The organism is Serratia sp. JKS296 (assembly GCF_900215445.1).
Classification (GTDB): Bacteria; Pseudomonadota; Gammaproteobacteria; order Enterobacterales; family Enterobacteriaceae; genus Serratia; species Serratia marcescens.
Map to the genome: position 1 here is coordinate 325524 of NZ_OCMX01000001.1, position 19260 is coordinate 344783.

At 61.7% G+C, this 19260-nt stretch carries 19 protein-coding genes; 13 read left to right on the forward strand and 6 right to left on the reverse strand.

Going from position 1 to position 19260, the window contains the following annotated elements; all coding sequences use genetic code 11:
* Positions 1-95: 95 nt before the first annotated feature.
* The 3 genes from CRO23_RS01510 to argD all read left to right on the forward strand — a co-directional run bounded on the left by CRO23_RS01510 (position 96) and on the right by argD (position 3616).
* Positions 96-1619 carry a helicase HerA-like domain-containing protein gene (locus CRO23_RS01510; RefSeq protein ID WP_016930348.1) on the forward strand — a complete coding sequence of 508 codons (1524 nt, stop codon included), beginning with the start codon at positions 96-98 and terminating at the stop codon, positions 1617-1619.
* A gap of 72 nt (positions 1620-1691) precedes the next feature.
* Positions 1692-2267 carry an aminodeoxychorismate synthase component II gene (locus CRO23_RS01515; protein ID WP_016930347.1) on the forward strand — a complete coding sequence of 192 codons (576 nt, stop codon included), beginning with the start codon at positions 1692-1694 and terminating at the stop codon, positions 2265-2267.
* A 131-nt stretch (positions 2268-2398) separates the two neighbouring features.
* The gene (gene argD, locus CRO23_RS01520; RefSeq protein WP_097101283.1) at positions 2399-3616 is read left to right on the forward strand and encodes a bifunctional acetylornithine/succinyldiaminopimelate transaminase; all 1218 of its coding nucleotides are present in this window, start codon (positions 2399-2401) and stop codon (positions 3614-3616) included.
* 40 nt (positions 3617-3656) lie between these two features.
* On the opposite strand, the gene CRO23_RS01525 is transcribed toward argD, so the two are convergent.
* Both CRO23_RS01525 and crp read right to left on the reverse strand, forming a co-directional pair.
* A complete protein-coding gene (locus CRO23_RS01525) occupies positions 3657-5735 on the reverse strand; it encodes a YccS/YhfK family putative transporter (RefSeq protein WP_049300707.1) in 2079 nt (692 codons plus the stop codon).
* 50 nt (positions 5736-5785) lie between these two features.
* Positions 5786-6418: a cAMP-activated global transcriptional regulator CRP gene (gene crp, locus CRO23_RS01530; RefSeq protein WP_004090925.1), complete on the reverse strand. Its 633-nt coding sequence runs from the start codon at positions 6416-6418 to the stop codon at positions 5786-5788.
* Positions 6419-6800: 382 nt separating this feature from the next.
* Here crp and CRO23_RS01535 point away from each other — a divergent pair, with 382 nt between their 5' ends.
* Positions 6801-7208: an OsmC family protein gene (locus tag CRO23_RS01535; RefSeq protein ID WP_004930372.1), complete on the forward strand. Its 408-nt coding sequence runs from the start codon at positions 6801-6803 to the stop codon at positions 7206-7208.
* A gap of 38 nt (positions 7209-7246) precedes the next feature.
* Here the strand turns inward: CRO23_RS01535 and CRO23_RS01540 are convergent, their stop codons facing one another.
* The 3 genes from CRO23_RS01540 to CRO23_RS01550 form a co-directional block, all read right to left on the reverse strand.
* Positions 7247-8116, reverse strand: coding sequence for a phosphoribulokinase (locus tag CRO23_RS01540; RefSeq protein WP_016930343.1), 870 nt, complete (start codon positions 8114-8116; stop codon positions 7247-7249).
* A 151-nt stretch (positions 8117-8267) separates the two neighbouring features.
* Positions 8268-8501: a YheU family protein gene (locus CRO23_RS01545; protein ID WP_004930376.1), complete on the reverse strand. Its 234-nt coding sequence runs from the start codon at positions 8499-8501 to the stop codon at positions 8268-8270.
* Positions 8498-9478 carry a hydrolase gene (locus CRO23_RS01550; protein WP_016930342.1) on the reverse strand — a complete coding sequence of 327 codons (981 nt, stop codon included), beginning with the start codon at positions 9476-9478 and terminating at the stop codon, positions 8498-8500. The genes CRO23_RS01545 and CRO23_RS01550 overlap by 4 nt, the downstream gene beginning before the upstream one ends.
* A gap of 118 nt (positions 9479-9596) precedes the next feature.
* On the opposite strand from CRO23_RS01550, the gene CRO23_RS01555 reads away from it, so the two are divergent.
* The 6 genes from CRO23_RS01555 to tauD all read left to right on the forward strand — a co-directional run bounded on the left by CRO23_RS01555 (position 9597) and on the right by tauD (position 14554).
* On the forward strand, positions 9597-10199 hold the full coding sequence (locus CRO23_RS01555; RefSeq protein WP_097101284.1) for a LysE family translocator: 603 nt from the start codon (positions 9597-9599) through the stop codon (positions 10197-10199).
* A gap of 10 nt (positions 10200-10209) precedes the next feature.
* Positions 10210-10989, forward strand: a complete 780-nt coding sequence (locus CRO23_RS01560; protein ID WP_097101287.1) for a PhzF family phenazine biosynthesis protein — start codon at positions 10210-10212, stop codon at positions 10987-10989.
* A gap of 114 nt (positions 10990-11103) precedes the next feature.
* Positions 11104-12099, forward strand: a complete 996-nt coding sequence (gene tauA, locus CRO23_RS01565) for a taurine ABC transporter substrate-binding protein (protein ID WP_004930383.1) — start codon at positions 11104-11106, stop codon at positions 12097-12099.
* A gap of 9 nt (positions 12100-12108) precedes the next feature.
* Positions 12109-12876, forward strand: a complete 768-nt coding sequence (tauB, locus tag CRO23_RS01570; protein ID WP_004930385.1) for a taurine ABC transporter ATP-binding subunit — start codon at positions 12109-12111, stop codon at positions 12874-12876.
* Positions 12873-13709 (forward strand): taurine ABC transporter permease TauC, encoded by an 837-nt coding sequence (gene tauC / locus CRO23_RS01575; RefSeq protein ID WP_028128297.1) that lies wholly within the window; start codon positions 12873-12875, stop codon positions 13707-13709. Before tauB ends, tauC begins: the two co-directional genes overlap by 4 nt.
* Positions 13706-14554, forward strand: a complete 849-nt coding sequence (gene tauD / locus CRO23_RS01580) for a taurine dioxygenase (RefSeq protein ID WP_016930337.1) — start codon at positions 13706-13708, stop codon at positions 14552-14554. The genes tauC and tauD overlap by 4 nt, the downstream gene beginning before the upstream one ends.
* A 3-nt stretch (positions 14555-14557) precedes the next feature.
* Here tauD and CRO23_RS01585 read toward each other — a convergent pair whose 3' ends face one another.
* Positions 14558-16471, reverse strand: coding sequence for an ABC transporter ATP-binding protein (locus tag CRO23_RS01585; RefSeq protein ID WP_016930336.1), 1914 nt, complete (start codon positions 16469-16471; stop codon positions 14558-14560).
* A 129-nt stretch (positions 16472-16600) separates the two neighbouring features.
* Here CRO23_RS01585 and kefG point away from each other — a divergent pair, with 129 nt between their 5' ends.
* The 3 genes from kefG to CRO23_RS01600 are packed head-to-tail and all read left to right on the forward strand — an operon-like array spanning position 16601 to position 19181.
* A complete protein-coding gene (kefG, locus tag CRO23_RS01590) occupies positions 16601-17152 on the forward strand; it encodes a glutathione-regulated potassium-efflux system ancillary protein KefG (protein ID WP_028127618.1) in 552 nt (183 codons plus the stop codon).
* Positions 17153-17154: 2 nt separating this feature from the next.
* The gene (gene kefB, locus CRO23_RS01595; RefSeq protein WP_097101288.1) at positions 17155-18963 is read left to right on the forward strand and encodes a glutathione-regulated potassium-efflux system protein KefB; all 1809 of its coding nucleotides are present in this window, start codon (positions 17155-17157) and stop codon (positions 18961-18963) included.
* A gap of 14 nt (positions 18964-18977) precedes the next feature.
* A complete protein-coding gene (locus tag CRO23_RS01600) occupies positions 18978-19181 on the forward strand; it encodes a YheV family putative zinc ribbon protein (RefSeq protein ID WP_015379274.1) in 204 nt (67 codons plus the stop codon).
* The last annotated feature ends 79 nt before the right edge of the window (positions 19182-19260 follow it).

Here is a 19260-nt window from a genome sequence, read left to right on the forward strand (position 1 = left end):
CTTTTTGTTTGTCCTTGACGGGGTTACGCGGCGCTTATAGCTTTATTGCATCAACAGGCGCGTTTTGCGCCGCATCAGCGTCAAAGGAACCGAAAATGAGTGAACCACGGATTATCGCCAAAGCGATGAAAGACGGAAAACCGGAGCAGGATCTGGTGATTTTGCCTGCGTTGGCCAACCGCCACGGGCTGATCACCGGGGCAACCGGCACCGGCAAGACGGTGACGCTGCAGAAAATGGCCGAGCAGTTCTCGCGCATCGGCGTGCCGGTGTTCCTGTCGGACGTGAAGGGCGATCTGTCCGGCATTGGCGCTGAGGGCGCGCCTTCCGAGAAACTGCAGGCGCGTCTGGCGGCGATTGGCGTCACCGACTGGCAGCCGCAGGCCTGCACCATTATCCCGTGGGATATTTACGGCGAAAAGGGCCACCCGATCCGCGCCACGATTTCCGATCTCGGGCCGCTGCTGTTGGGGCGACTATTGGATCTGAACGAGGTGCAAAGCGGCGTGCTGCAGCTGGTGTTCAAAATCGCCGATGACAACGCGCTGCTGTTGCTGGACATGAAGGATCTGCGCGCCATGGTGCAGTTCGTCGGCGACAACGCCAAACAATTCCAAACCCAGTACGGCAATATCTCTGCCGCCTCTATCGGCGCCATTCAGCGCGGATTGTTGACGCTGGAAGAGCAGGGGGCCAACCAGTTCTTCGGCGAGCCGATGCTGGACATCAACGATCTGATGAAAACCGACGCCAACGGCCACGGCGTGATTAATCTGCTGGCGGCGGACAAGCTGATCAATCAGCCGAAGCTGTATTCGGTGTTCCTGCTGTGGCTGCTGGCCGAGCTGTTTGAGCACCTGCCGGAAGTGGGCGACCCAGAACAGCCGAAGCTGGTGTTCTTCTTCGATGAGGCGCACCTGCTGTTCAACGATGCGCCGGCGGCGCTGCTGACCAAGATTGAACAGGTGGTGCGCCTGATCCGCTCGAAAGGCGTCGGCATTTACTTCGTCACCCAGAACCCGCTGGACATCCCGGACAGCGTGCTGGGCCAGTTGGGCAACCGCGTGCAACATGCGCTGCGCGCCTTTACCCCGCGCGATCAGAAGGCGGTGAAGACGGCGGCGCAAACCCTGCGCGCCAACCCGGCCTTCGATGCCGAAACGGCGATCACCGAGCTGGGCGTGGGCGAAGCGCTGGTGTCGTTCCTCGACGAGAAGGGCCGGCCGAACGTGGTGGAGCGGGCGATGGTGATCGCGCCGGAATCCAAGATGGGCATGCTCGGCGCGGAAGGGCTGAACAGCGCGATCAACAAGTCGCCGCTGTATGGCCGCTATGAAGACATGATCGACCGCGAGTCCGCCTACGAGAAACTGTCGTCGGGCGGTTTCGCCACCGTCGGCACTGCGCAGCAGGGGCAGCAACCGCAGGCGCAAGCGCAGCAACAGACGGGCGGCGGCCTGATGGACGGTTTGAACGAACTGCTGTTCGGTTCCACCGGCCCGCGCGGCGGCAAACGCGACGGCATCGTCCAGACCGCCGCCAAGAGCATGGCGCGCGATCTCGGCCGCCAGATCCTGCGCGGCGTGCTGGGGTCGATCACCGGCGGCCGTAAAAAGTAAGCGGAAATTATCGTCGGCAGCGGCGGGTTAAATCAGTACACTGTGGCGGCATTTTTCTCTGCCGGACCTAACATGCTGCTGCTGATCGATAACTACGACTCCTTTACCTATAACCTTTACCAGTACTTCTGCGAATTGGGCGCCGAGGTGATGGTGAAGCGCAACGATGAGCTGCAGCTGGCCGATATCGAGCGGCTGGCGCCGCAGCATCTGGTGATTTCCCCTGGCCCCTGCACCCCGAACGAAGCGGGCATCTCGCTGGCCGCTATTCGTCATTTCGCCGGCAAACTGCCGATCCTCGGCGTGTGCCTGGGGCACCAGGCGCTGGGGCAGGCGTTCGGCGCCGAGGTGGTGCGCGCCCGCGCGGTGATGCACGGCAAAACTTCGGCCATTCGCCATCTGGGCGTCGGCGTGTTTCGCGGCCTGAACGATCCGCTGACCGTGACCCGCTATCACTCGCTGGTGCTGAAAGCCGATACGCTGCCGGACTGTTTTGAAGTGACCGCCTGGAGCGAACGCGACGGCGTGCGCGACGAGATCATGGGCATCCGCCACCGCACGCTGGCGTTGGAAGGCGTGCAGTTCCATCCGGAAAGCGTGCTCAGCGAGCAGGGCCATCAGCTGCTGGATAACTTCCTCAACCGTTAATCCCGATGCGTTTTTTTCGCTCGTCAGGCGTTTTGCGTTTGCGCTTGATTGGTTTTTTATGCATATTTCGTGATTATGTTTTCAATCTAATATTACGATAGCGCTGAAAAACCTTCAGGGTGGAGCCGAAAATGACTGAAAAATCCGCAGTGAGCCGCAGCACCTTTGATCAGGTGATCCTGCCTGTTTATGCACCGGCCCAGTTTGTGCCGGTGCGCGGCCAAGGCAGCCGAGTCTGGGATCAGCAGGGAAAAGAGTACATCGATTTTTCCGGCGGCATCGCGGTGACGGCGCTGGGGCACTGCCATCCGGCGCTGGTCGAGGCGCTCAAGCGTCAGGGCGAGACTCTGTGGCATACCAGCAATGTCTTCACTAATGAACCGGCGCTGCGCCTGGCGAGCAAACTGATCGACGCCACCTTCGCCGACCGGGTGTTCTTCGCCAACTCCGGCGCAGAGGCCAACGAAGCGGCGTTCAAACTGGCGCGTCATTACGCCATCACCCGCCACAGCCCCTACAAAACCAAAATCATCGCCTTCTATAACGCGTTCCACGGCCGCACGCTGTTCACCGTGTCGGTGGGCGGGCAGGCCAAATACTCCGACGGGTTCGGGCCGAAGCCGGCCGACATCGTACACGTGCCGTTCAACGATCTGGCGGCGGTGAAAGCGGTGATGGACGACCATACCTGCGCGGTGGTAATGGAGCCGATTCAGGGCGAGGGCGGCATTACGCCGGTCGACGCCGGCTTCCTCAAAGGCGTGCGCGAGCTGTGCGACCAACATCAGGCGCTGCTGGTGTTCGACGAAGTGCAAAGCGGCATGGGGCGCAGCGGCAAGCTGTTCGCCTATATGCATTATGGCGTGACGCCGGACATTCTCACCACCGCCAAGGCGTTGGGCGGCGGTTTCCCGGTCAGCGCCATGCTGACCACCGAAGAGATTGCGTCGGTGATGCAGGTGGGCACTCACGGCACCACCTACGGCGGCAACCCGCTGGCCTGCGCGGTGGCGGAGGCGGCGTTGGATGTGATCAATACGCCGAAAGTGCTGAGCGGCATCGAACAGCGCCACGCGCTGTATGTGCAGGTTTTGCAGGATATCGGCGATAAATACGGTATTTTCACCGCCATTCGCGGCATGGGGTTACTGATCGGTGCCGAACTGACGCCGCATTATCACGGCAGAGCGCGCGATTTCCTCACCGCCGCCGCCGCGCGTGGGCTGATGATCCTCAACGCCGGGCCGAACGTGATCCGTTTCGCGCCGTCGCTGGTGGTGGAGCTGCAGGATATCGAGGCCGGCATGGCGCTGTTCGGGCTGGCGGTGCAGGATGTGATCAACGCCTGAAGCCCGTGCGGCGCATGACGGGGCGCGGCATGCCGCGCCCTTATTGATCGCGCAGTTTGCGCTTGAGCCAGATGCCGTGGTGTGGGCGCTGGCGCCAGGCCAGCGACGAAATGGTATGCATCACGTTCAGGTGCGACAGGATGCGGCGCAAATGACGTTCCATCTCGGTGACGGGCATCTCCGGATGCAGATCCGGCGGTTGCATGATGCCGCTGTTGCCGCTGCTCGGGCCGTCGTATTCCAACCGCTGCTGGCAGCTTTGCAGCGCGATTTCACAGGTTTGCAGATAGGCTTCCGCCAGTTTCGGCGTCAGCATGTAGTGCTCGCGCGCCAGAATGGTCATGGCGTTCAGGTGTTCGACGATGAACTGGCTGTGAGTGACCCACAGCCGCATGTCCGCCAGATAATTCGACGCGAACCCCGGTTCCTGCATCGCCTGATTGAGTGAGGTGAACAGCGCGTTGTGCGCCTGGTTGACCTGCATGCGGGTATAGGCCAATGCGGTGGCGTCCGGTTCCGGTTGCTTCAGCATCAGCCGCAGCGCGGCTTGATCGTTTTCCAGCGCCTGATGGGCATTCTTGCGCAGCAGCCCGCTTTGCCACTGCGGCCACAGCCAAATGGTGCCGCCGAACGCCAGCACGCAGCCTATCAGCGTATCGATCAGGCGCGGTACCAGAAAATGCGAGCCGTTCAGCGCCAGCAGTTGCAGGGTGTAAACCGCCGTGACCGTAAAGCCAATCACCGACAGCCCGTAGTTCTTGCGCGAAACCAGGTAGGCCAACAGCGTGATCACCAGCATGATGCTCAGCGTTTCTCCTTCCGGCAGCTGCAGCTGCAACAGCCCGGCCGCCAGCAACAGTCCGGCAATCGTGCCCAGCGCACGGTGCTGAATACGCACCCGGGTGGCGTTATACCCGTTTTGGCTCACCAGCATGATGGTGAGCAGGATCCAGTATGGCTTCGGCAGGTTGAAGACCGCACCCAGGCTGCTGCCGACCGCCAGCGTCACCCCCAGCCGCGCGGCGTTGCGCAGGGCGGTGGATTTGAACGACAGATAGCTGGCCAGCGCCGGCCAAAACGGCAGGCGGTGCTGGCCGGGCATCAGGTCGCGGCGGTACAGCGGATGCTGGGTGCGCAGCAGGCGGGCGATGCGGCTGAAGTGGTAATAACAAAACTGGCCGACCGGGTTATCGGGATGCTGCGCCGCCATTTTTTCCAGCGCCGCCAGTTCGTGGCTCATGGAGAAGCGCTTCGAATGCTGATGGTAGAGGATATCGTGCGCCACCACGCGCAGCCGGCCGGCGATCACCAGTGCATTGCGGCGAATGATCGCTTCGGCCTGGCTTTGCTCCACCAGTTTTTGTACTTCCTCCGGCAAATGCAGGCTGACGGTGATGTGCTCCTGCAGATCCATCGCCACCTGAAAGGCGCGCTGCAGGCGCTTTTGTTCGAGGTTGTTGGCGTGCGGCAGGAAATTGAGCTGTTGGTACAAAAGGCTGATCAGATCCATCACCTTTTGTTGGCGTACCAGCAGCGGCGGCAGCGCGGTTTGCGGATCGGTGTGCTGGGTCAGCAACGAGTATTTGGCTTCGAAATAGTCCGCCAGCTCCAGGTAGAGCTGGCTCAGCGTCTCGCGCATCGGCTGCTCTTTCCACAGCTTGAACCAGAACCAGGTGAATAAGCCGTACCAGACGGTGCCGATCGCGTACAGCAGCGGCGCCTGCCAGAGAGGTACCGTGCCGGCCGTGCTGAGGGCGAAAATGGCGGCCACCAGCGCCGCCGGCAACAGCCGGGCGTGCAGCGGGCTGATTTCACCGGTGACGCCGAGCAGCAGCGCCAGGCCCAGCATCAGCGCCGGCAGCGGCACGTGCCACAGCAGCGCCTGTTGCAACAGCACGCTGCTGAAGGCGAACAGCGAGCCGCCGACGATCAGCCGTTTAAAGAAGCGCTTATGCGGCGTGTCCAGACCGGCGATATTGCAGCAGGCGGGCACCAGAGAGAACATCAGGCCGAGCTGCAGCTGGCCTATCAACAAGCCGAACAGCACCGGCAGGCACAACACCAGCGTTTGTCGCAGTGCGTAGTTGATTTCCGGGTGGTAGATCAGGCGGCGCCACATGGCAGAGAGCAGATAAAAAAACGGCGCAGATTGCGCCGTTTCTTCGGAGATTAACGGGTGCCGTAGACGACAATGGTTTTGCCGTGGGCGGAAATCAGGTTTTGATCTTCCAGCATTTTCAGAATACGGCCAACGGTTTCACGCGAGCAGCCGACGATCTGGCCGATCTCCTGACGGGTGATCTTGATCTGCATGCCGTCCGGGTGAGTCATGGCGTCGGGTTGCTTCGCCAGATTCAGCAGGGTTTGCGCGATGCGGCCGGTCACGTCCAGGAAGGCGAGGTTGCCCACTTTTTCGGAGGTGACCTGCAGGCGGCTCGCCATTTGGGCGGACAGACGCATCAGGATGTCCGGGTTCACCTGGATCAGTTGGCGGAATTTCTTGTAGGAAATTTCGGCCACTTCACAGGCGGTTTTCGCGCGAACCCAGGCGCTGCGCTCCTGGCCTTCTTCGAACAATCCGAGCTCGCCGATGAAATCTCCCTGGTTGAGGTAGGACAGGATCATCTCTTTACCTTCTTCATCCTTGATCAGCACCGCGACGGAGCCTTTCACGATGTAGTAAAGCGTTTCGGCCTTTTCACCTTGGTGAATCAGCGTACTCTTCGATGGATATTTGTGGATATGGCAATGAGACAGGAACCATTCGAGAGTAGGGTCTGTTTGCGGTTTGCCGAGAACCATTCGCTGTTATCCTCTGTTGTTATCGCTGCCTTGTGTCACAGGGGTCAGAGTTCCCTGTAAAACCCACCTGTAGCCGCAGTCATGAGCGAGGGCTACCGGCAAGTTTTGAGGCGTGTCATAAAAATACGCTGTCGCTCTAGCATATTAACTTGCCGTAAGCGCTGCAAGCTACATTCTGTTAACATACCGGTAAAGGAGCCTTTCTCTGGGCGTTTCCCTGAAATACAGTGTCCCGGAAAGATTTATTGCGGCTCTGTTTGTAGCACAGAGTAAGGCGGGTGTCTCGTGTTGTCTCGCTTCAGCATGATTAGCATCAGGTTACGTTGCCTGTTTCTATGCGAAAGCGTACTCTGATTTTAAGAAATCAACCGGAGTGACCAGAATGCAGGCAAGAGTTAAATGGGTGGAAGGGTTAACGTTTTTGGGTGAATCGGCCTCCGGCCATCAGGTGCTGATGGACGGCAACGCCGGTGATAAAGCGCCCAGCCCGATGGAGATGGTGCTGATGTCGGTGGGCGGCTGCAGCGCGATCGACGTGGTTTCCATCCTGCAAAAAGGGCGCAACGACGTGCGCGACTGCGAGGTGAAGCTGACCTCCGAGCGCCGCGAAGAAGCCCCGCGCTTGTTCACCCATATCAACCTGCACTTCATCGTTACCGGCCAGGATCTGACCGACAAAATCGTCGAGCGAGCGGTGAACCTGTCGGCGGAGAAGTACTGCTCGGTGGCGCTGATGCTCAACAAGGCCGCCACGGTGACCCACAGCTTCGAGATCCGCCAGCCGGCGTAATCGAGACGGAGCGCGGCTCGGCGCCGCGCTCAACGCGCTTATTCGATCTTCTTGCCTTCCAGCAGCCGCTGCACCAGCGGCGCCATGATCAGCTCCATCGCCAGCCCCATTTTGCCGCCCGGCACCACTAACGTATTGATGTGCGAGATAAACGAGCCCTGCAGCATCGCCAGCAAGTAGGGGAAGTCGATCTGGTCCAGGCCGCGGAAGTGGATCACCACGAAGCTTTCATCCAGTGAGGGAATGGCCTTGGCGGCGAACGGGTTGGAGGTGTCCACCGTCGGCACGCGCTGGAAGTTGATGTGGGTGCGCGAGAATTGCGGCGTAATGTAGTTGATGTAGTCTTCCATCGAGCGCACCACCGAATCCATCACCGCTTCGCGGGAGTGGCCGCGTTCGCCGGTATCGCGGATCAGCTTCTGGATCCACTCCAGGTTGACGATCGGCACCACGCCGACCAGCAGATCGACGTGTTTGGCCACGTCATGGTGCTCGGTGACCACGCCGCCGTGCAGACCCTCGTAGAACAGCACGTCGGTCGGCGCCGGCAGCGGCTCCCACGGGGTGAAGGTGCCCGGCACCTGATTGTAGGGCACCGCTTCGTCGTAGGTGTGCAGGTACTTGCGCGAACGGCCGGTGCCGTTTTTGCCGTACTCGATAAAGCTCTGTTGCAGCAGGCCGAAGTCGTTGGCCTCGGGGCCGAAATAGCTGATGTGTCTGCCCAGATCGCGCGCCTTGCGGATCGCCGCGTCCATTTCCGGCCGGGTATAGCGGTGGAAGCTGTCGCCCTCCAGCTCGGCGGCGCGAATGTTGAGCTGCTGGAAGATTTTGCGGAACGCCACGCTGGTGGTGGTGGTGCCGGCGCCGCTGGAACCGGTCACCGCGATAACGGGATGTTTGGCAGACATGGTGGTTGTCACTCCGTGTTGAATGCGCCGGCGTCAGGGGATTATTGTGGCTCTTGTTGACGCTCTCTATGTCAGGAAAAAATGGTGCGCGCTGGTTTGCAATGTCCCATTGTTACCTGATTTTTTCCGTCAGTCATAGAACCGGGCGCCACTAAATTTCTTCCTGCCCGGCGCGGAACTGGCCGCGCGGCATGATGTTGACGCTCTCGTGCAGTTCCGACCACACCAGCACCACTTCGCCGTTTTTCAGCTGGCGGCGCACGTCCTCCACCTTCTGCTCCAGCGATCGTTCGTGCTCGCCGTAATCGGTGCCTTCGCGCAGCACAAAGGATTCGATCAGGCTGTTCAGGGTGTCGGTTGCCAGTTCTTGCCAGGGAATAATCACGTCGGAATGTCCAGATAAGGGGAAAGCCAGGCCGGAATGCGATGCTCCAGCCACATGTGCGGTTTTTTCAGCGTGCCGCCGACGAAGCCGACGTGGCCGCCGAACTCAGTCAGCTGATATTCGATATTGCGCGGCAGGCCGGCGACGTCGGGGATCACCTCAGGGGTCATGAAAGGGTCGTCCTTCGCATGGATGATCAGCAGCGGCGTCTGGATGGACGGCAACAGCGGCAGGGCGCTGCAGCGGCGATAATAGTCGGTGGCGTCGCTGAAGCCGTGAATGCGCGAAGTGATGGCATCGTCGAACTCGCGGATGCGCCGCAAACCGTTCAGCTGTGACAGCTTGAGCGGCAGGGTGTCCGGATAGTGCAACAGCTTGCGGGTGGCGTTTTGTTTCAGCTGCCCCAGCAGGTAGCGCTGATAAACGCGGGAGAAGCCTTGCTCCATGCGGTAGGCGCAGGGTTCCAGCATCAGCGGCGCCGAGACCACCACCGCCGCCTGCAGCAGGCTGTCGGCGCCTTGCTGCGCCAGATAGCAGGCCAGCATGTTGCCGCCGAGCGAAACGCCTACCGCCGCGGTTGGCACTTCGCCGTAGCGGTCGCGCAGCCAGCGCAGAAAGAAGCGCGCGTCTTCGGTTTCGCCGGAGTGATAGATGCGCTGTTTGCGGTTGGGCACGCCGCTGCAGCCGCGAAAGTGCATCACCACGCCCAGCCAGCCGCGATCGCGCCAGGCGTTGAGCAGGCCATGCGCGTAGGGGCTGTAGAAGCTGCCCTCCAGACCGTGGAACAGCACCGCGCGCGGTTTGTCGCGCGCCTGCGCCGGATCCTCGCTCCAGGCGAGATCGACGAAGTCGCCGTCGGGCAATTCCAGCCGTTGCCAATGCGGTTTCAATAACACGCGGCGGCGCACCAGCCGCGGCAACAGCGTTTGCAGGTGCGGGTTACTGGCCCCGGTCAGAGGGCGAAAGGTGTTAGGCATAGGCTGAGTAAAATGTTGTGGGCGGCTATTGTGAGATCCCTAGCGCACTGTTAGCTTCAATACCAAGAATTAACAATGATACTGCAAAAAAGCGCCTTGGGTGAGGAGCACCCGTGCCATGGAACCGAGTTTATTCCTTTCGATGCTGGGCTTCCTGTGGGTCGCGGCCATCACGCCTGGCCCCAATAATCTGCTGCTGACCACTTCCGGCGCTAACTTTGGCTTTATGCGATCGCTGTGGCTGATGGTCGGCATCATGCTCGGCATGCAAAGCATTTTGCTGCTGGTGGCGTTTGGCGTCGGCAGCCTGATCTTGGTTTACCCGTCGCTGCACCTGATCCTGAAAATCCTCGGCAGTTTGTACCTGCTGTGGCTGGCGTGGAAAGTGGCCACCGCCGCCTATGAAAAACTGGAAACCGACGTGGCGCCGCCGCAGCCGGTGCGGCTGTATCAGGGCTGGCTGCTGCAGTTCCTCAACCCGAAAGCCTGGCTGATGGCGCTGGGCGCGGTGGCGAGCTTCAGCCTGGCGGGCGATAAGTACAACGGTTCCATCGCGGCGATCGCGCTGGGCATTTTGGCGGTCAACATCGTCGCCGGCGTTATCTGGCTGGCGTTCGGTACCCTGATCGGCCGCCTGCTGCGCAGCAAAAAGGCCTGGGTTATCTTCAACGTTTCCATGGGGTTGTTGACCGCAGCCTGTGTGTTACTGATCTGGCATTAAGGAGTGAATGATGGCGGAAAACTATTATCACGTGGTTGCCTTTACCGGCGAAGGGTTGCGCGGCAACCCGGCCGGGGTTTGCCTGCTGACGCAGCCGCTGCCGGCGGAGCGGCTGCAGGCGATCGCCAACGAGATCGGCCTGCCGGAAACCAGCTTTGTCTGGGATGACGGCGACATGACCGCCATCCGCTGGTTTACTCCGGAACGCGAGGTCGACCTTTGCGGCCACGGCACCCTGGCGGCGCATGTGATGTTCAGCGCGGTTAACCCGGCGCTGAAGGATATTCGCTTCCGTTCGGCCGGCGGCGAGCTGCTCGTCAAGCGCGATGCGCAGGACGGGGAGCGGCTGATACTTGATTTCCCCGCCCGGCCGCCGCAGAAAGTCGCCGAACCGGCAGGCCTCGCGGCGCTGTTGGGCGTGCAGCCGCAGGAAGTGTGGCAGGCGAAAGCGCTGCTGGTGGTGCTTGAAAACGAGGCACAGGTGCGCGCGCTGCGGCCGGACATTCCCGCGTTGATCGCGCTGGCCGGGCGTGCGGTCATCGTCACCGCGCCCGGTGACACCGTGGACTTCGTTTCGCGCTATTTCACGCTCGACGGCGGTGAGGATCCGGTCACCGGCTCCGCGCACTGCACGTTGATGCCTTACTGGACGGCGCGTCTCGGCCGCCATCGGCTGCACGCCCGGCAGATTTCGGCGCGCGGCGGCGAGCTGTTCTGCGAACTGCAAGGGGACCGCACGCTGCTGGGCGGCTACGCTCACGTGTTCTTGCGCGGGTCGATCGCGCTGTGATCCGCTTTAATATTACCTAAGGTAATAAAGAAGACTTTTTTATTCTTTTATCGCCCGTCATCGCTCAGATAAAACTGTCAGCAACTGAACAGATTTTTATCAACGGAGCGCAACATGGCGGGCAAACTCTTTTCTTTACGTAACGCGGCGCTGCTGGCGTTGTCGCTCAGCGCGGCCAGCGCCTATGCGGTGGACGTGACCGTGGCGTACCAGACGTCGGCGGAGCCGGCCAAGGTGGCGCAGGCGGAAAACAGCTTCGCCAAACAGTCCGGCGCGACCGTCGACTGGCGTAAGTTCGACAGCGGTTCCAGCGTGCTGCGCGCGCTGGCCTCCGGCGACGTGCAGATCGGCAATATCGGCTCCAGCCCGCTGGCGGTGGCCGCCAGCCAAAAACTCCCCATCGAAGTGTTCCTCATCGCCTCGCAGCTCGGCAGCTCCGAAGCGCTGGTGGTAAAAAATGACATCAAAAGCCCGCAGGATCTGATCGGCAAGCGCATTGCGGTGCCGTTTATTTCCACCACCCATTACAGCCTGCTGGCCTCGCTCAAACATTGGGGCATCAAGCCTGAACAGGTGAAGATCCTCAATCTGCAGCCGCCGGCCATCGCCGCCGCCTGGCAGCGCGGCGACATCGACGGCGCTTATGTCTGGGCGCCGGTGGTCAACGAACTGGCCAAACAGGGCAAGGTGCTGACCGACTCCGCGCAGGTGGGCGAATGGGGTTCACCGACGCTGGACGTGTGGGTGGTGCGCAAAGACTTCGCCGAGAAACATCCCGACGTAGTGACCGCCTTTGCCGCCAGCGCCCTGCAGGCGCAAAAGGCCTACCTGGCGGCGCCGGAACAGTGGCTGAAAGATCCGAGCCATCTCAGCACGCTGGCGCGCCTGAGCGGCGTACCGGAAGCGCAGGTGCCGGAACTGGTTAAGGGGAACCGTTATCTGCCGGTGGCCGATCAGGTTGCCCAACTCGGCCAGCCGGTGGACAAGGCAATCCGCGATACCGCCGAATTCCTCAAGCAGCAGGGCAAGATCCCGCAGGTCGACAGCGACTACAGCGCTTACGTCACCGACCGTTTTGTGAAACAGGTGCAGGCTGCGCCGCAGTCGTAAGGAAGCAGGATGCTAAACGTCAATCATCTTTCAGCAGAGTATCAGGGGCGGCCCGCGCTGCGTGACGTGTCGTTCCAGATCGCCGCCGGGCAACTGGTGGTGGTGCTCGGCCCATCGGGCTGCGGCAAGACCACGCTGCTGAATTTGATCGCCGGGTTTATCGAGCCTTCAGCTGGCAGCATCACGCTGGATGGAACGCCCGTTCACGGCCCGGGGGCCGAACGGGGCGTGGTGTTCCAGCATGAGGGCTTACTGCCGTGGCGCAACGTGGTGGACAACGTCGAGTTCGGCCTGCAACTGGCCGGCATCGGCAAGGCGCAGCGCCGCCAGGTGGCGGAGCAGATGCTGCAGCGCGTGGGGCTGGCGGGCTATGAACAGCACTTCATCTGGCAGCTTTCCGGCGGCATGCGCCAACGCGTCGGCATTGCCCGCGCCCTGGCCGCCGATCCGCGTCTGCTGTTGCTGGATGAGCCATTCGGCGCGCTGGACGCGTTCACGCGCGAGCAAATGCAGGAGCTGCTGCTGACCATCTGGCGTGATACCGGCAAGCAGGTACTGCTGATCACCCACGATATCGAAGAGGCGGTGTTCCTCGCCAGCGAGCTGTTGCTGCTGTCGCCGGGGCCGGGGCAGGTGGTGGAGCGGCTGTCGCTGAACTTCGGCCAGCGCTATGCCGACGGCGAAGCCTGCCGCGCCATCAAGTCCGATCCTGAATTTATCGCGCAGCGCGAATACGTGCTGGGCAAAGTTTTCCAACAGCGCGAGGCCTTGCTATGAGCCTGCATTCCACTATGAAGGCCGCGGCTCAGCCGCAGGGCAAAGCGGCGCGCCGTTTCAGCGTGCCGCGCAACGTTTGGTTGAGCGGCGCCACGCTGTTGACGGTGCTGGCGGTGTGGTGGGGCGTGACGGCGCTGCAGCTGATCAGCCCGCTATTTTTGCCGGCGCCGCAGCAGGTGCTGCACCAACTGATCACCATTGCCAGCCCGCAAGGCTTTATGGATGCCACGCTATGGCAGCATCTGGCGGCCAGCCTGGGGCGCATTTTGGTGGCGCTGCTGGCGGCGGTGATTGTCGGCATTCCGGTGGGCATCGCCATGGGACTGAACGACACGGTGCGCGGCATCCTCGATCCGCTGATTGAGATCTATCGCCCGGTGCCGCCGCTGGCCTATTTGCCGCTGATGGTGATTTGGTTCGGCATCGGCGAGACCTCGAAAATCTTGCTGATTTATCTGGCGATCTTCGCGCCGGTGACGCTGTCCGCCGTGGCCGGCGTGCGCAGCGTGGCGCAGGTGCGGGTGCGCGCCGCCCGCGCGTTGGGCGCCACGCGCTGGCAGGTGCTGCGCTTCGTGGTGCTGCCGAGCGCGCTGCCGGAGATCCTGACCGGCATCCGCATCGGGCTGGGCGTCGGCTGGTCGACGCTGGTGGCCGCTGAACTGATCGCCGCCACGCGCGGCCTGGGATTTATGGTGCAATCCGCCGGTGAGTTTTTGGCGACCGACGTAGTGTTGGCCGGCATCGGCGTGATTGCGGTGATTGCATTTGGGTTGGAGCTGGGGCTGCGCGCCCTGCAGCGCCGACTGACCCCGTGGCATGGAGTACAGCAATGAACGAACGTCTGAATATCACCCCGCTGGGGCCTTACATCGGGGCGCTGGTGGAAAACGTCGAGTTGGCCCGGCCGCTGGGCGACGGCCAGTTTGAACAGCTTTATCATGCGCTGCTCAAGCATCAGGTGCTGTTCTTCCGCAACCAGCCGATCACGCCGCTGCAGCAGCGCGATCTGGCCGGCCGCTTCGGCGATCTGCACATCCATCCGGTCTATCCGCACGCCACCGACGTGGAAGAGATCATCGTGCTCGATACCCACGACGACAACCCGCCGGACAACGACAACTGGCACACCGACGTGACCTTTATCGAGAACCCGCCGCTGGGAGCGATCCTGGCGGCCAAGACGCTGCCTGCCACCGGCGGCGATACGCTGTGGGCCAGCGGCATCGCCGCCTATGAGGCGCTGTCGGCGCCGTTCAGAACGCTGCTCGCGGGGCTGCGCGCGGAGCATGACTTCACCAAGTCGTTCCCGGAGCACAAGCATCGCGGCAGTGAAGAGGAGCATCAGCGCTGGCAACTGGCGGTGCAGAAAAACCCGCCGCTGCTGCATCCGGTGGTGCGTACCCATCCGGTCAGCGGCCGGCAGGCGCTGTTCGTCAATGAAGGGTTCACCACGCGGATCGTCGATCTGGCGCCGAAGGAGAGCGACGCTTTGCTGAACTTCCTGTTTGCTCACATCACCAAACCGGAGTTTCAGGTGCGCTGGCGATGGCAGGAAAATGACGTGGCGATCTGGGATAACCGCGTGACGCAGCACTACGCCAACGCGGATTATCTGCCGCAGCGGCGCATCATGCACCGCGCGACCATTCTGGGGGATAGGCCTTTTTACAAAGCCTGAGGCTTAGGCGTCGAACGCCTGCGTTAACTGCTCCAGCTGTTCCTGCGCATCCAGCCAGGTCATTTCCGTCTCTTCCAGCGCGGATTTGGCCTGGCTTTGCTTTTGCAGGCAGTCGGTCAGTTCGGCCTTGCGGCTGATGTCGTACAGCGCGGGATCCGCCAACTGCTCTTCCACCGCCGCCAGCTCGGCGCCCAGTTTTTCCATCTGCTGTTCCAGCTTGGCGATCTGCTTGCGCAGCGGTTGGGTTTGCGTACGGAACTCCGCCTCGCGGCGTTTTTGATCCTTGCGCGCCTGCGCGCTGTTGCCGCCGCTCTCTTTTTCCGGTGCGTCCTGCTGGCTTTCCTGGCGCTGCAGGTCGACAAGCCACTGCTGGTAGTCGTCGAGATCGCCCTCGAAAGGCTCGACCTGACCGTCGTGTACCAGGTACAGATCGTCGGTAGTGGAACGCAGCAGGTGACGGTCGTGCGATACCACCACCAACGCGCCTTCGAAATCGATCAGCGCCTCGGTCAGCGCCTGACGCATGTCGAGATCCAGGTGGTTGGTCGGTTCATCGAGCAGCAGCAGGTTAGGGCGCTGCCAGACGATCAGCGCCAGCACCAGCCGCGCCTTCTCGCCGCCGGAGAAACGTTCGGTCACTTCGCTGACCTTGTCGCCCTGGAAGCCGAAACCGCCCAGGTAATCCCGCAGCTGCTGCTCAAGCACCCGTGGGGCGATGCGGCTTAGGTGCTGCAACGGCGATTCGTCGGCGCGCAGGAATTCCAGCTGGTGCTGGGCGAAGTAACCCAGCTTGATGCCTTTCGCCAGACCTATCTCGCCGCTCAGCGGCTCAAGGGTGCCGGCCAGCAGTTTGATCAGCGTCGATTTCCCGGCGCCGTTGCGGCCGAGCAGGCCAATGCGCGAGCCGGGCACCAGGTTCAGCTTGATTGATTTCAGGATCACTTTATCGCCATATCCGGCGCTGACTTTTTCCATGCGCAGCAGCGGGTTCGGCAGGCTTTCCGGCGGACGGAAGCTGAAGGTGAACGGGTTGTCGACGTGCGCCGGGGCGATCAGCTCCATGCGCTCCAGCATCTTGATGCGGCTCTGCGCCTGCTTGGCCTTGGTGGCCTGCGCGCGGAAACGGTCGATATAGCTTTGCAGGTGCGCCACTTTTTCTTGCTGATGCTGATAAAGCGACTGTTGCTGCGCCAATTTGGTGGCGCGCTGGCGTTCGAACGACGAGTAGTTGCCGGTGTATTCGTTCAGGGTCTGCTGTTCGATATGCAGGATTTTGTCGACAATCGGATCGAGGAAGTCGCGATCGTGCGAGATCAGCACCAGCGTGCCGGGATAGTTTTTCAGCCAGCGCTCCAGCCAGATCACCGCATCGAGATCCAGGTGGTTGGTTGGTTCGTCGAGCAGCAGGAGGTCGGAACGGCACACCAGCGCCTGCGCCAGGTTAAGACGCATGCGCCAGCCGCCGGAAAAGTCGCGCACCGGGCTTTGCAGCTGTTCGTTGGAGAAGCCGAGACCGTGCAGCAGGCTGGCGGCGCGGGAGCGGATGGTCCAGGCGTCGATGGCGTCCAGCTTGCCGTGCAGGGTGGCGATGGCGTGGCCGTCGTTGCGATCGTTGGCCGCCTGCAACTCGGCTTCAAGCTGGCGAAACTCGCGGTCGCCGTCGATAACATACTCGATCGCCGGCACGTCCAGCGCCGGCGTCTCCTGGTTGACCCAGGCCAGCGCCCAGTTGCCGGGGAAGGTGAAGCTGCCGCCGTCCGCCGCGATCTCGCCCTTCAGCAGTGACAACAGCGTGGATTTGCCACAGCCGTTTTTGCCCACCAGGCCGACCTTCTGACCTGGATTAACCGTCGCCGTGGCGTTGTCCAGCAGGACGCGGATGCCGCGTCGGATTTGTAGCGAGGAGAATACAATCATAAAGCGCCGTATGTTCAGAGTATGTTAAATTATCATTAAGGTAACAGAACGCGCACCGCGCGCTGTTTTTGTCTTTGCGATGCATGGTAACGGAAAACCGCTACCCTGACGACGCTTTGGAGGGGAATGATGTCGCAGCCGCCCAAGGTCTTGCTGCTGTATGCCCATCCGGAATCTCATGACTCGGTGGCGAACCGGGTTTTGCTTCGACCGGCGCAGCAGTTGGAACATGTCACCGTGCACGATCTCTACGCGCACTATCCTGATTTTTTTATCGATATTCATCACGAACAACAGCTGCTGCGTGAGCATCAGGTCATCGTGTTTCAGCACCCTCTGTACACCTACAGCTGCCCGGCGCTGCTGAAGGAGTGGCTGGATCGCGTGCTGGCGCGCGGCTTCGCCAGCGGCGTGGGCGGCAATGCGCTGGCGGGCAAATACTGGCGCTCGGTGATCACCACCGGCGAGCCGGAAGGCGCCTACCGCACCGGCGGTTATAACCACTATCCGATGGAAGATATCCTGCGGCCGTTCGAGCTGACCGCCGGGATGTGCCATATGCACTGGTTGACGCCGTTCGTGGTCTATTGGGCGCGGCGGCAAAAGCCGGAGGTGCTGCGCAGCCACGCAGACGCCTACGGGGAGTGGCTGAGCCACCCGCTGCCGCATGGAGGGCGGTGATCATGGAAGGATCGACCTTACTGACCGCCATTTTGCTGTTCCTGTTCGCCGCGGTGATGACGGTGCCGATCGCTCGTCGTCTGGGGATTGGCGCGGTGCTGGGCTATCTGATCGCCGGCATCGCCATCGGCCCGTGGGGGTTGGGCTTCATTCGCGACGTCGACGAGATCCTGCACTTCTCCGAGTTGGGCGTGGTGTTCCTGATGTTCATCATCGGCCTGGAGCTGAATCCCAGCAAGCTGTGGGAGCTGCGGCGCTCGATTTTCGGCGCCGGCGCCGGCCAGGTGTTGATCACCGCGGCGGTGCTGGGCGCGCTGCTGTACCTGACGCACTTCGCCTGGCAGGCGGCGGTGATCGGCGGTATCGGCCTGGCGATGTCTTCCACCGCCATGGCGCTGCAGCTGATGCGCGAAAAGGGCATGAACCGCAACGAAGGCGGACAGCTGGGTTTCTCGGTGCTGCTGTTCCAGGATATGGCGGTGATCCCGGCGCTGGCGTTGATCCCCATTCTGGCCGGCGCTGGCGGCACCAGCGACGACTGGGCGAAGATCGCGCTCAAGGTGGCGGCGTTCGGCGGCATGCTGATCGGCGGCCGCTTCCTGCTGCGGCCGCTGTTCCGCTATATCGCCGCTTCCGGCGTGCGCGAGATCTTCACTGCCGCGGCGCTGTTGCTGGTGCTCGGCTCGGCGCTGTTTATGGAGACGCTTGGCCTGTCGATGGCGCTCGGCACCTTCATTGCCGGCGTGCTGCTGGCGGAGAGCGAATACCGCCACGAACTGGAGATCTCCATCGAGCCGTTTAAAGGGCTGCTGCTGGGGCTGTTCTTTATCTCGGTGGGCATGGTGTTGAATATCGGCGTGCTCTACACCCATCTGGCCGAGGTGTTGATCGGCGTACTGGCGCTGGTGGCGGTGAAATCCGGCGTGCTCTACGGGGTGTCGCGGCTGTTCGGCCTGCGTAGTTCGGTGCGCCTGCAGTTTGCCGGCGTGCTCAGCCAGGGCGGTGAGTTTGCCTTCGTGCTGTTTTCTGCGGCGGGCGCGCAAAAGGTGCTGCAGCCGGATCAACTCTCTTTGCTGCTGGTGGTGGTGACGCTGTCGATGATGACCACGCCGCTACTCATGCAGGCCATCGACCGCATTTTGGCGCGCCGCTACAACGCCAAAGGCGAAGACGAGGAGACGCCGTACGTAGAGGACGACGATCCGCAGGTGATCATCGTTGGCTTCGGGCGTTTCGGCCAGGTGATCGGCCGCCTGTTGATGGCCAACAAAATGCGCATTACCGTACTGGAACGCGATGTCAGCGCCGTCGGGGTGCTGCGGCGTTACGGATATCAGGTTTATTACGGCGACGCCACCGAGCTGGAGCTGTTGCGCGCGGCGGGCGCCGAAAAGGCCAAGTCGATCGTGATCACCTGCAATGAGCCGGAAGACACCATGGAGATCGTGCGGTTGTGCCAACAGCACTTCCCGAATCTGAGCATTCTGGCGCGGGCACGCGGCCGCGTGGAGGCGCATGAGCTGCTGCAGGCGGGCGTGAAACAGTTCAGCCGCGAAACCTTCTCCAGCGCGCTGGAACTGGGGCGCAAGGCGTTGATGGAGTTGGGCATGCACCCGCATCAGGCCTTCCGCGCCCAGCAGCATTTCCGCCGCTTGGATATGCGCATGCTGCGTGAACTGATGCCGCCGCATCAGGGCGACGTGGCGCAAATTTCCCGCGTGAAAGAGGCGCGGCGCGAGCTGGAAGAGCTGTTCCATCGCGAAATGCAAAAAGAAAGTCGCCAGTTCGACGGCTGGGACGAATACGAATAAGCGGGAGCATAACGATGTCTGCAACACGTAAGAGATTTATCGCCGGGGCGGTGTGCCCGAGCTGTAGCGCTATGGATACGTTGGCGGTATGGCGGGAGGATCAGGTGGAAGTGGTGGAGTGCGTCAAGTGCGGCCACCATCAGCGCCAGACCGAACAACAGGTGGAAAAACACGTTCGCCCGCAAGAGCAGGTGATCGGCATTTTCCAGCCGAAGTAGCGTTTTTTTATCCCGGAGGGTACAGCGAGGCAGATTTCCGTTACAATCTGTCCGGAAAAGGCGCGCATCCCGATAACGG

Excerpts from the sequence above, each read along its gene's own strand:
- CRO23_RS01510 (WP_016930348.1), top strand. The coding sequence starts at position 96 with ATGAGTGAACCACGGATTATCGCCAAAGCGATGAAAGACGGAAAACCG.
- CRO23_RS01515 (WP_016930347.1), top strand. The coding sequence starts at position 1,692 with ATGCTGCTGCTGATCGATAACTACGACTCCTTTACCTATAACCTTTAC.
- argD (WP_097101283.1), top strand. The coding sequence starts at position 2,399 with ATGACTGAAAAATCCGCAGTGAGCCGCAGCACCTTTGATCAGGTGATC.
- CRO23_RS01525 (WP_049300707.1), bottom strand. The coding sequence starts at position 5,735 with ATGTGGCGCCGCCTGATCTACCACCCGGAAATCAACTACGCACTGCGA.
- crp (WP_004090925.1), bottom strand. The coding sequence starts at position 6,418 with ATGGTTCTCGGCAAACCGCAAACAGACCCTACTCTCGAATGGTTCCTG.
- CRO23_RS01535 (WP_004930372.1), top strand. The coding sequence starts at position 6,801 with ATGCAGGCAAGAGTTAAATGGGTGGAAGGGTTAACGTTTTTGGGTGAA.
- CRO23_RS01540 (WP_016930343.1), bottom strand. The coding sequence starts at position 8,116 with ATGTCTGCCAAACATCCCGTTATCGCGGTGACCGGTTCCAGCGGCGCC.
- CRO23_RS01550 (WP_016930342.1), bottom strand. The coding sequence starts at position 9,478 with ATGCCTAACACCTTTCGCCCTCTGACCGGGGCCAGTAACCCGCACCTG.
- CRO23_RS01555 (WP_097101284.1), top strand. The coding sequence starts at position 9,597 with ATGGAACCGAGTTTATTCCTTTCGATGCTGGGCTTCCTGTGGGTCGCG.
- CRO23_RS01560 (WP_097101287.1), top strand. The coding sequence starts at position 10,210 with ATGGCGGAAAACTATTATCACGTGGTTGCCTTTACCGGCGAAGGGTTG.
- tauA (WP_004930383.1), top strand. The coding sequence starts at position 11,104 with ATGGCGGGCAAACTCTTTTCTTTACGTAACGCGGCGCTGCTGGCGTTG.
- tauB (WP_004930385.1), top strand. The coding sequence starts at position 12,109 with ATGCTAAACGTCAATCATCTTTCAGCAGAGTATCAGGGGCGGCCCGCG.
- tauC (WP_028128297.1), top strand. The coding sequence starts at position 12,873 with ATGAGCCTGCATTCCACTATGAAGGCCGCGGCTCAGCCGCAGGGCAAA.
- tauD (WP_016930337.1), top strand. The coding sequence starts at position 13,706 with ATGAACGAACGTCTGAATATCACCCCGCTGGGGCCTTACATCGGGGCG.
- CRO23_RS01585 (WP_016930336.1), bottom strand. The coding sequence starts at position 16,471 with ATGATTGTATTCTCCTCGCTACAAATCCGACGCGGCATCCGCGTCCTG.
- kefG (WP_028127618.1), top strand. The coding sequence starts at position 16,601 with ATGTCGCAGCCGCCCAAGGTCTTGCTGCTGTATGCCCATCCGGAATCT.
- kefB (WP_097101288.1), top strand. The coding sequence starts at position 17,155 with ATGGAAGGATCGACCTTACTGACCGCCATTTTGCTGTTCCTGTTCGCC.
- CRO23_RS01600 (WP_015379274.1), top strand. The coding sequence starts at position 18,978 with ATGTCTGCAACACGTAAGAGATTTATCGCCGGGGCGGTGTGCCCGAGC.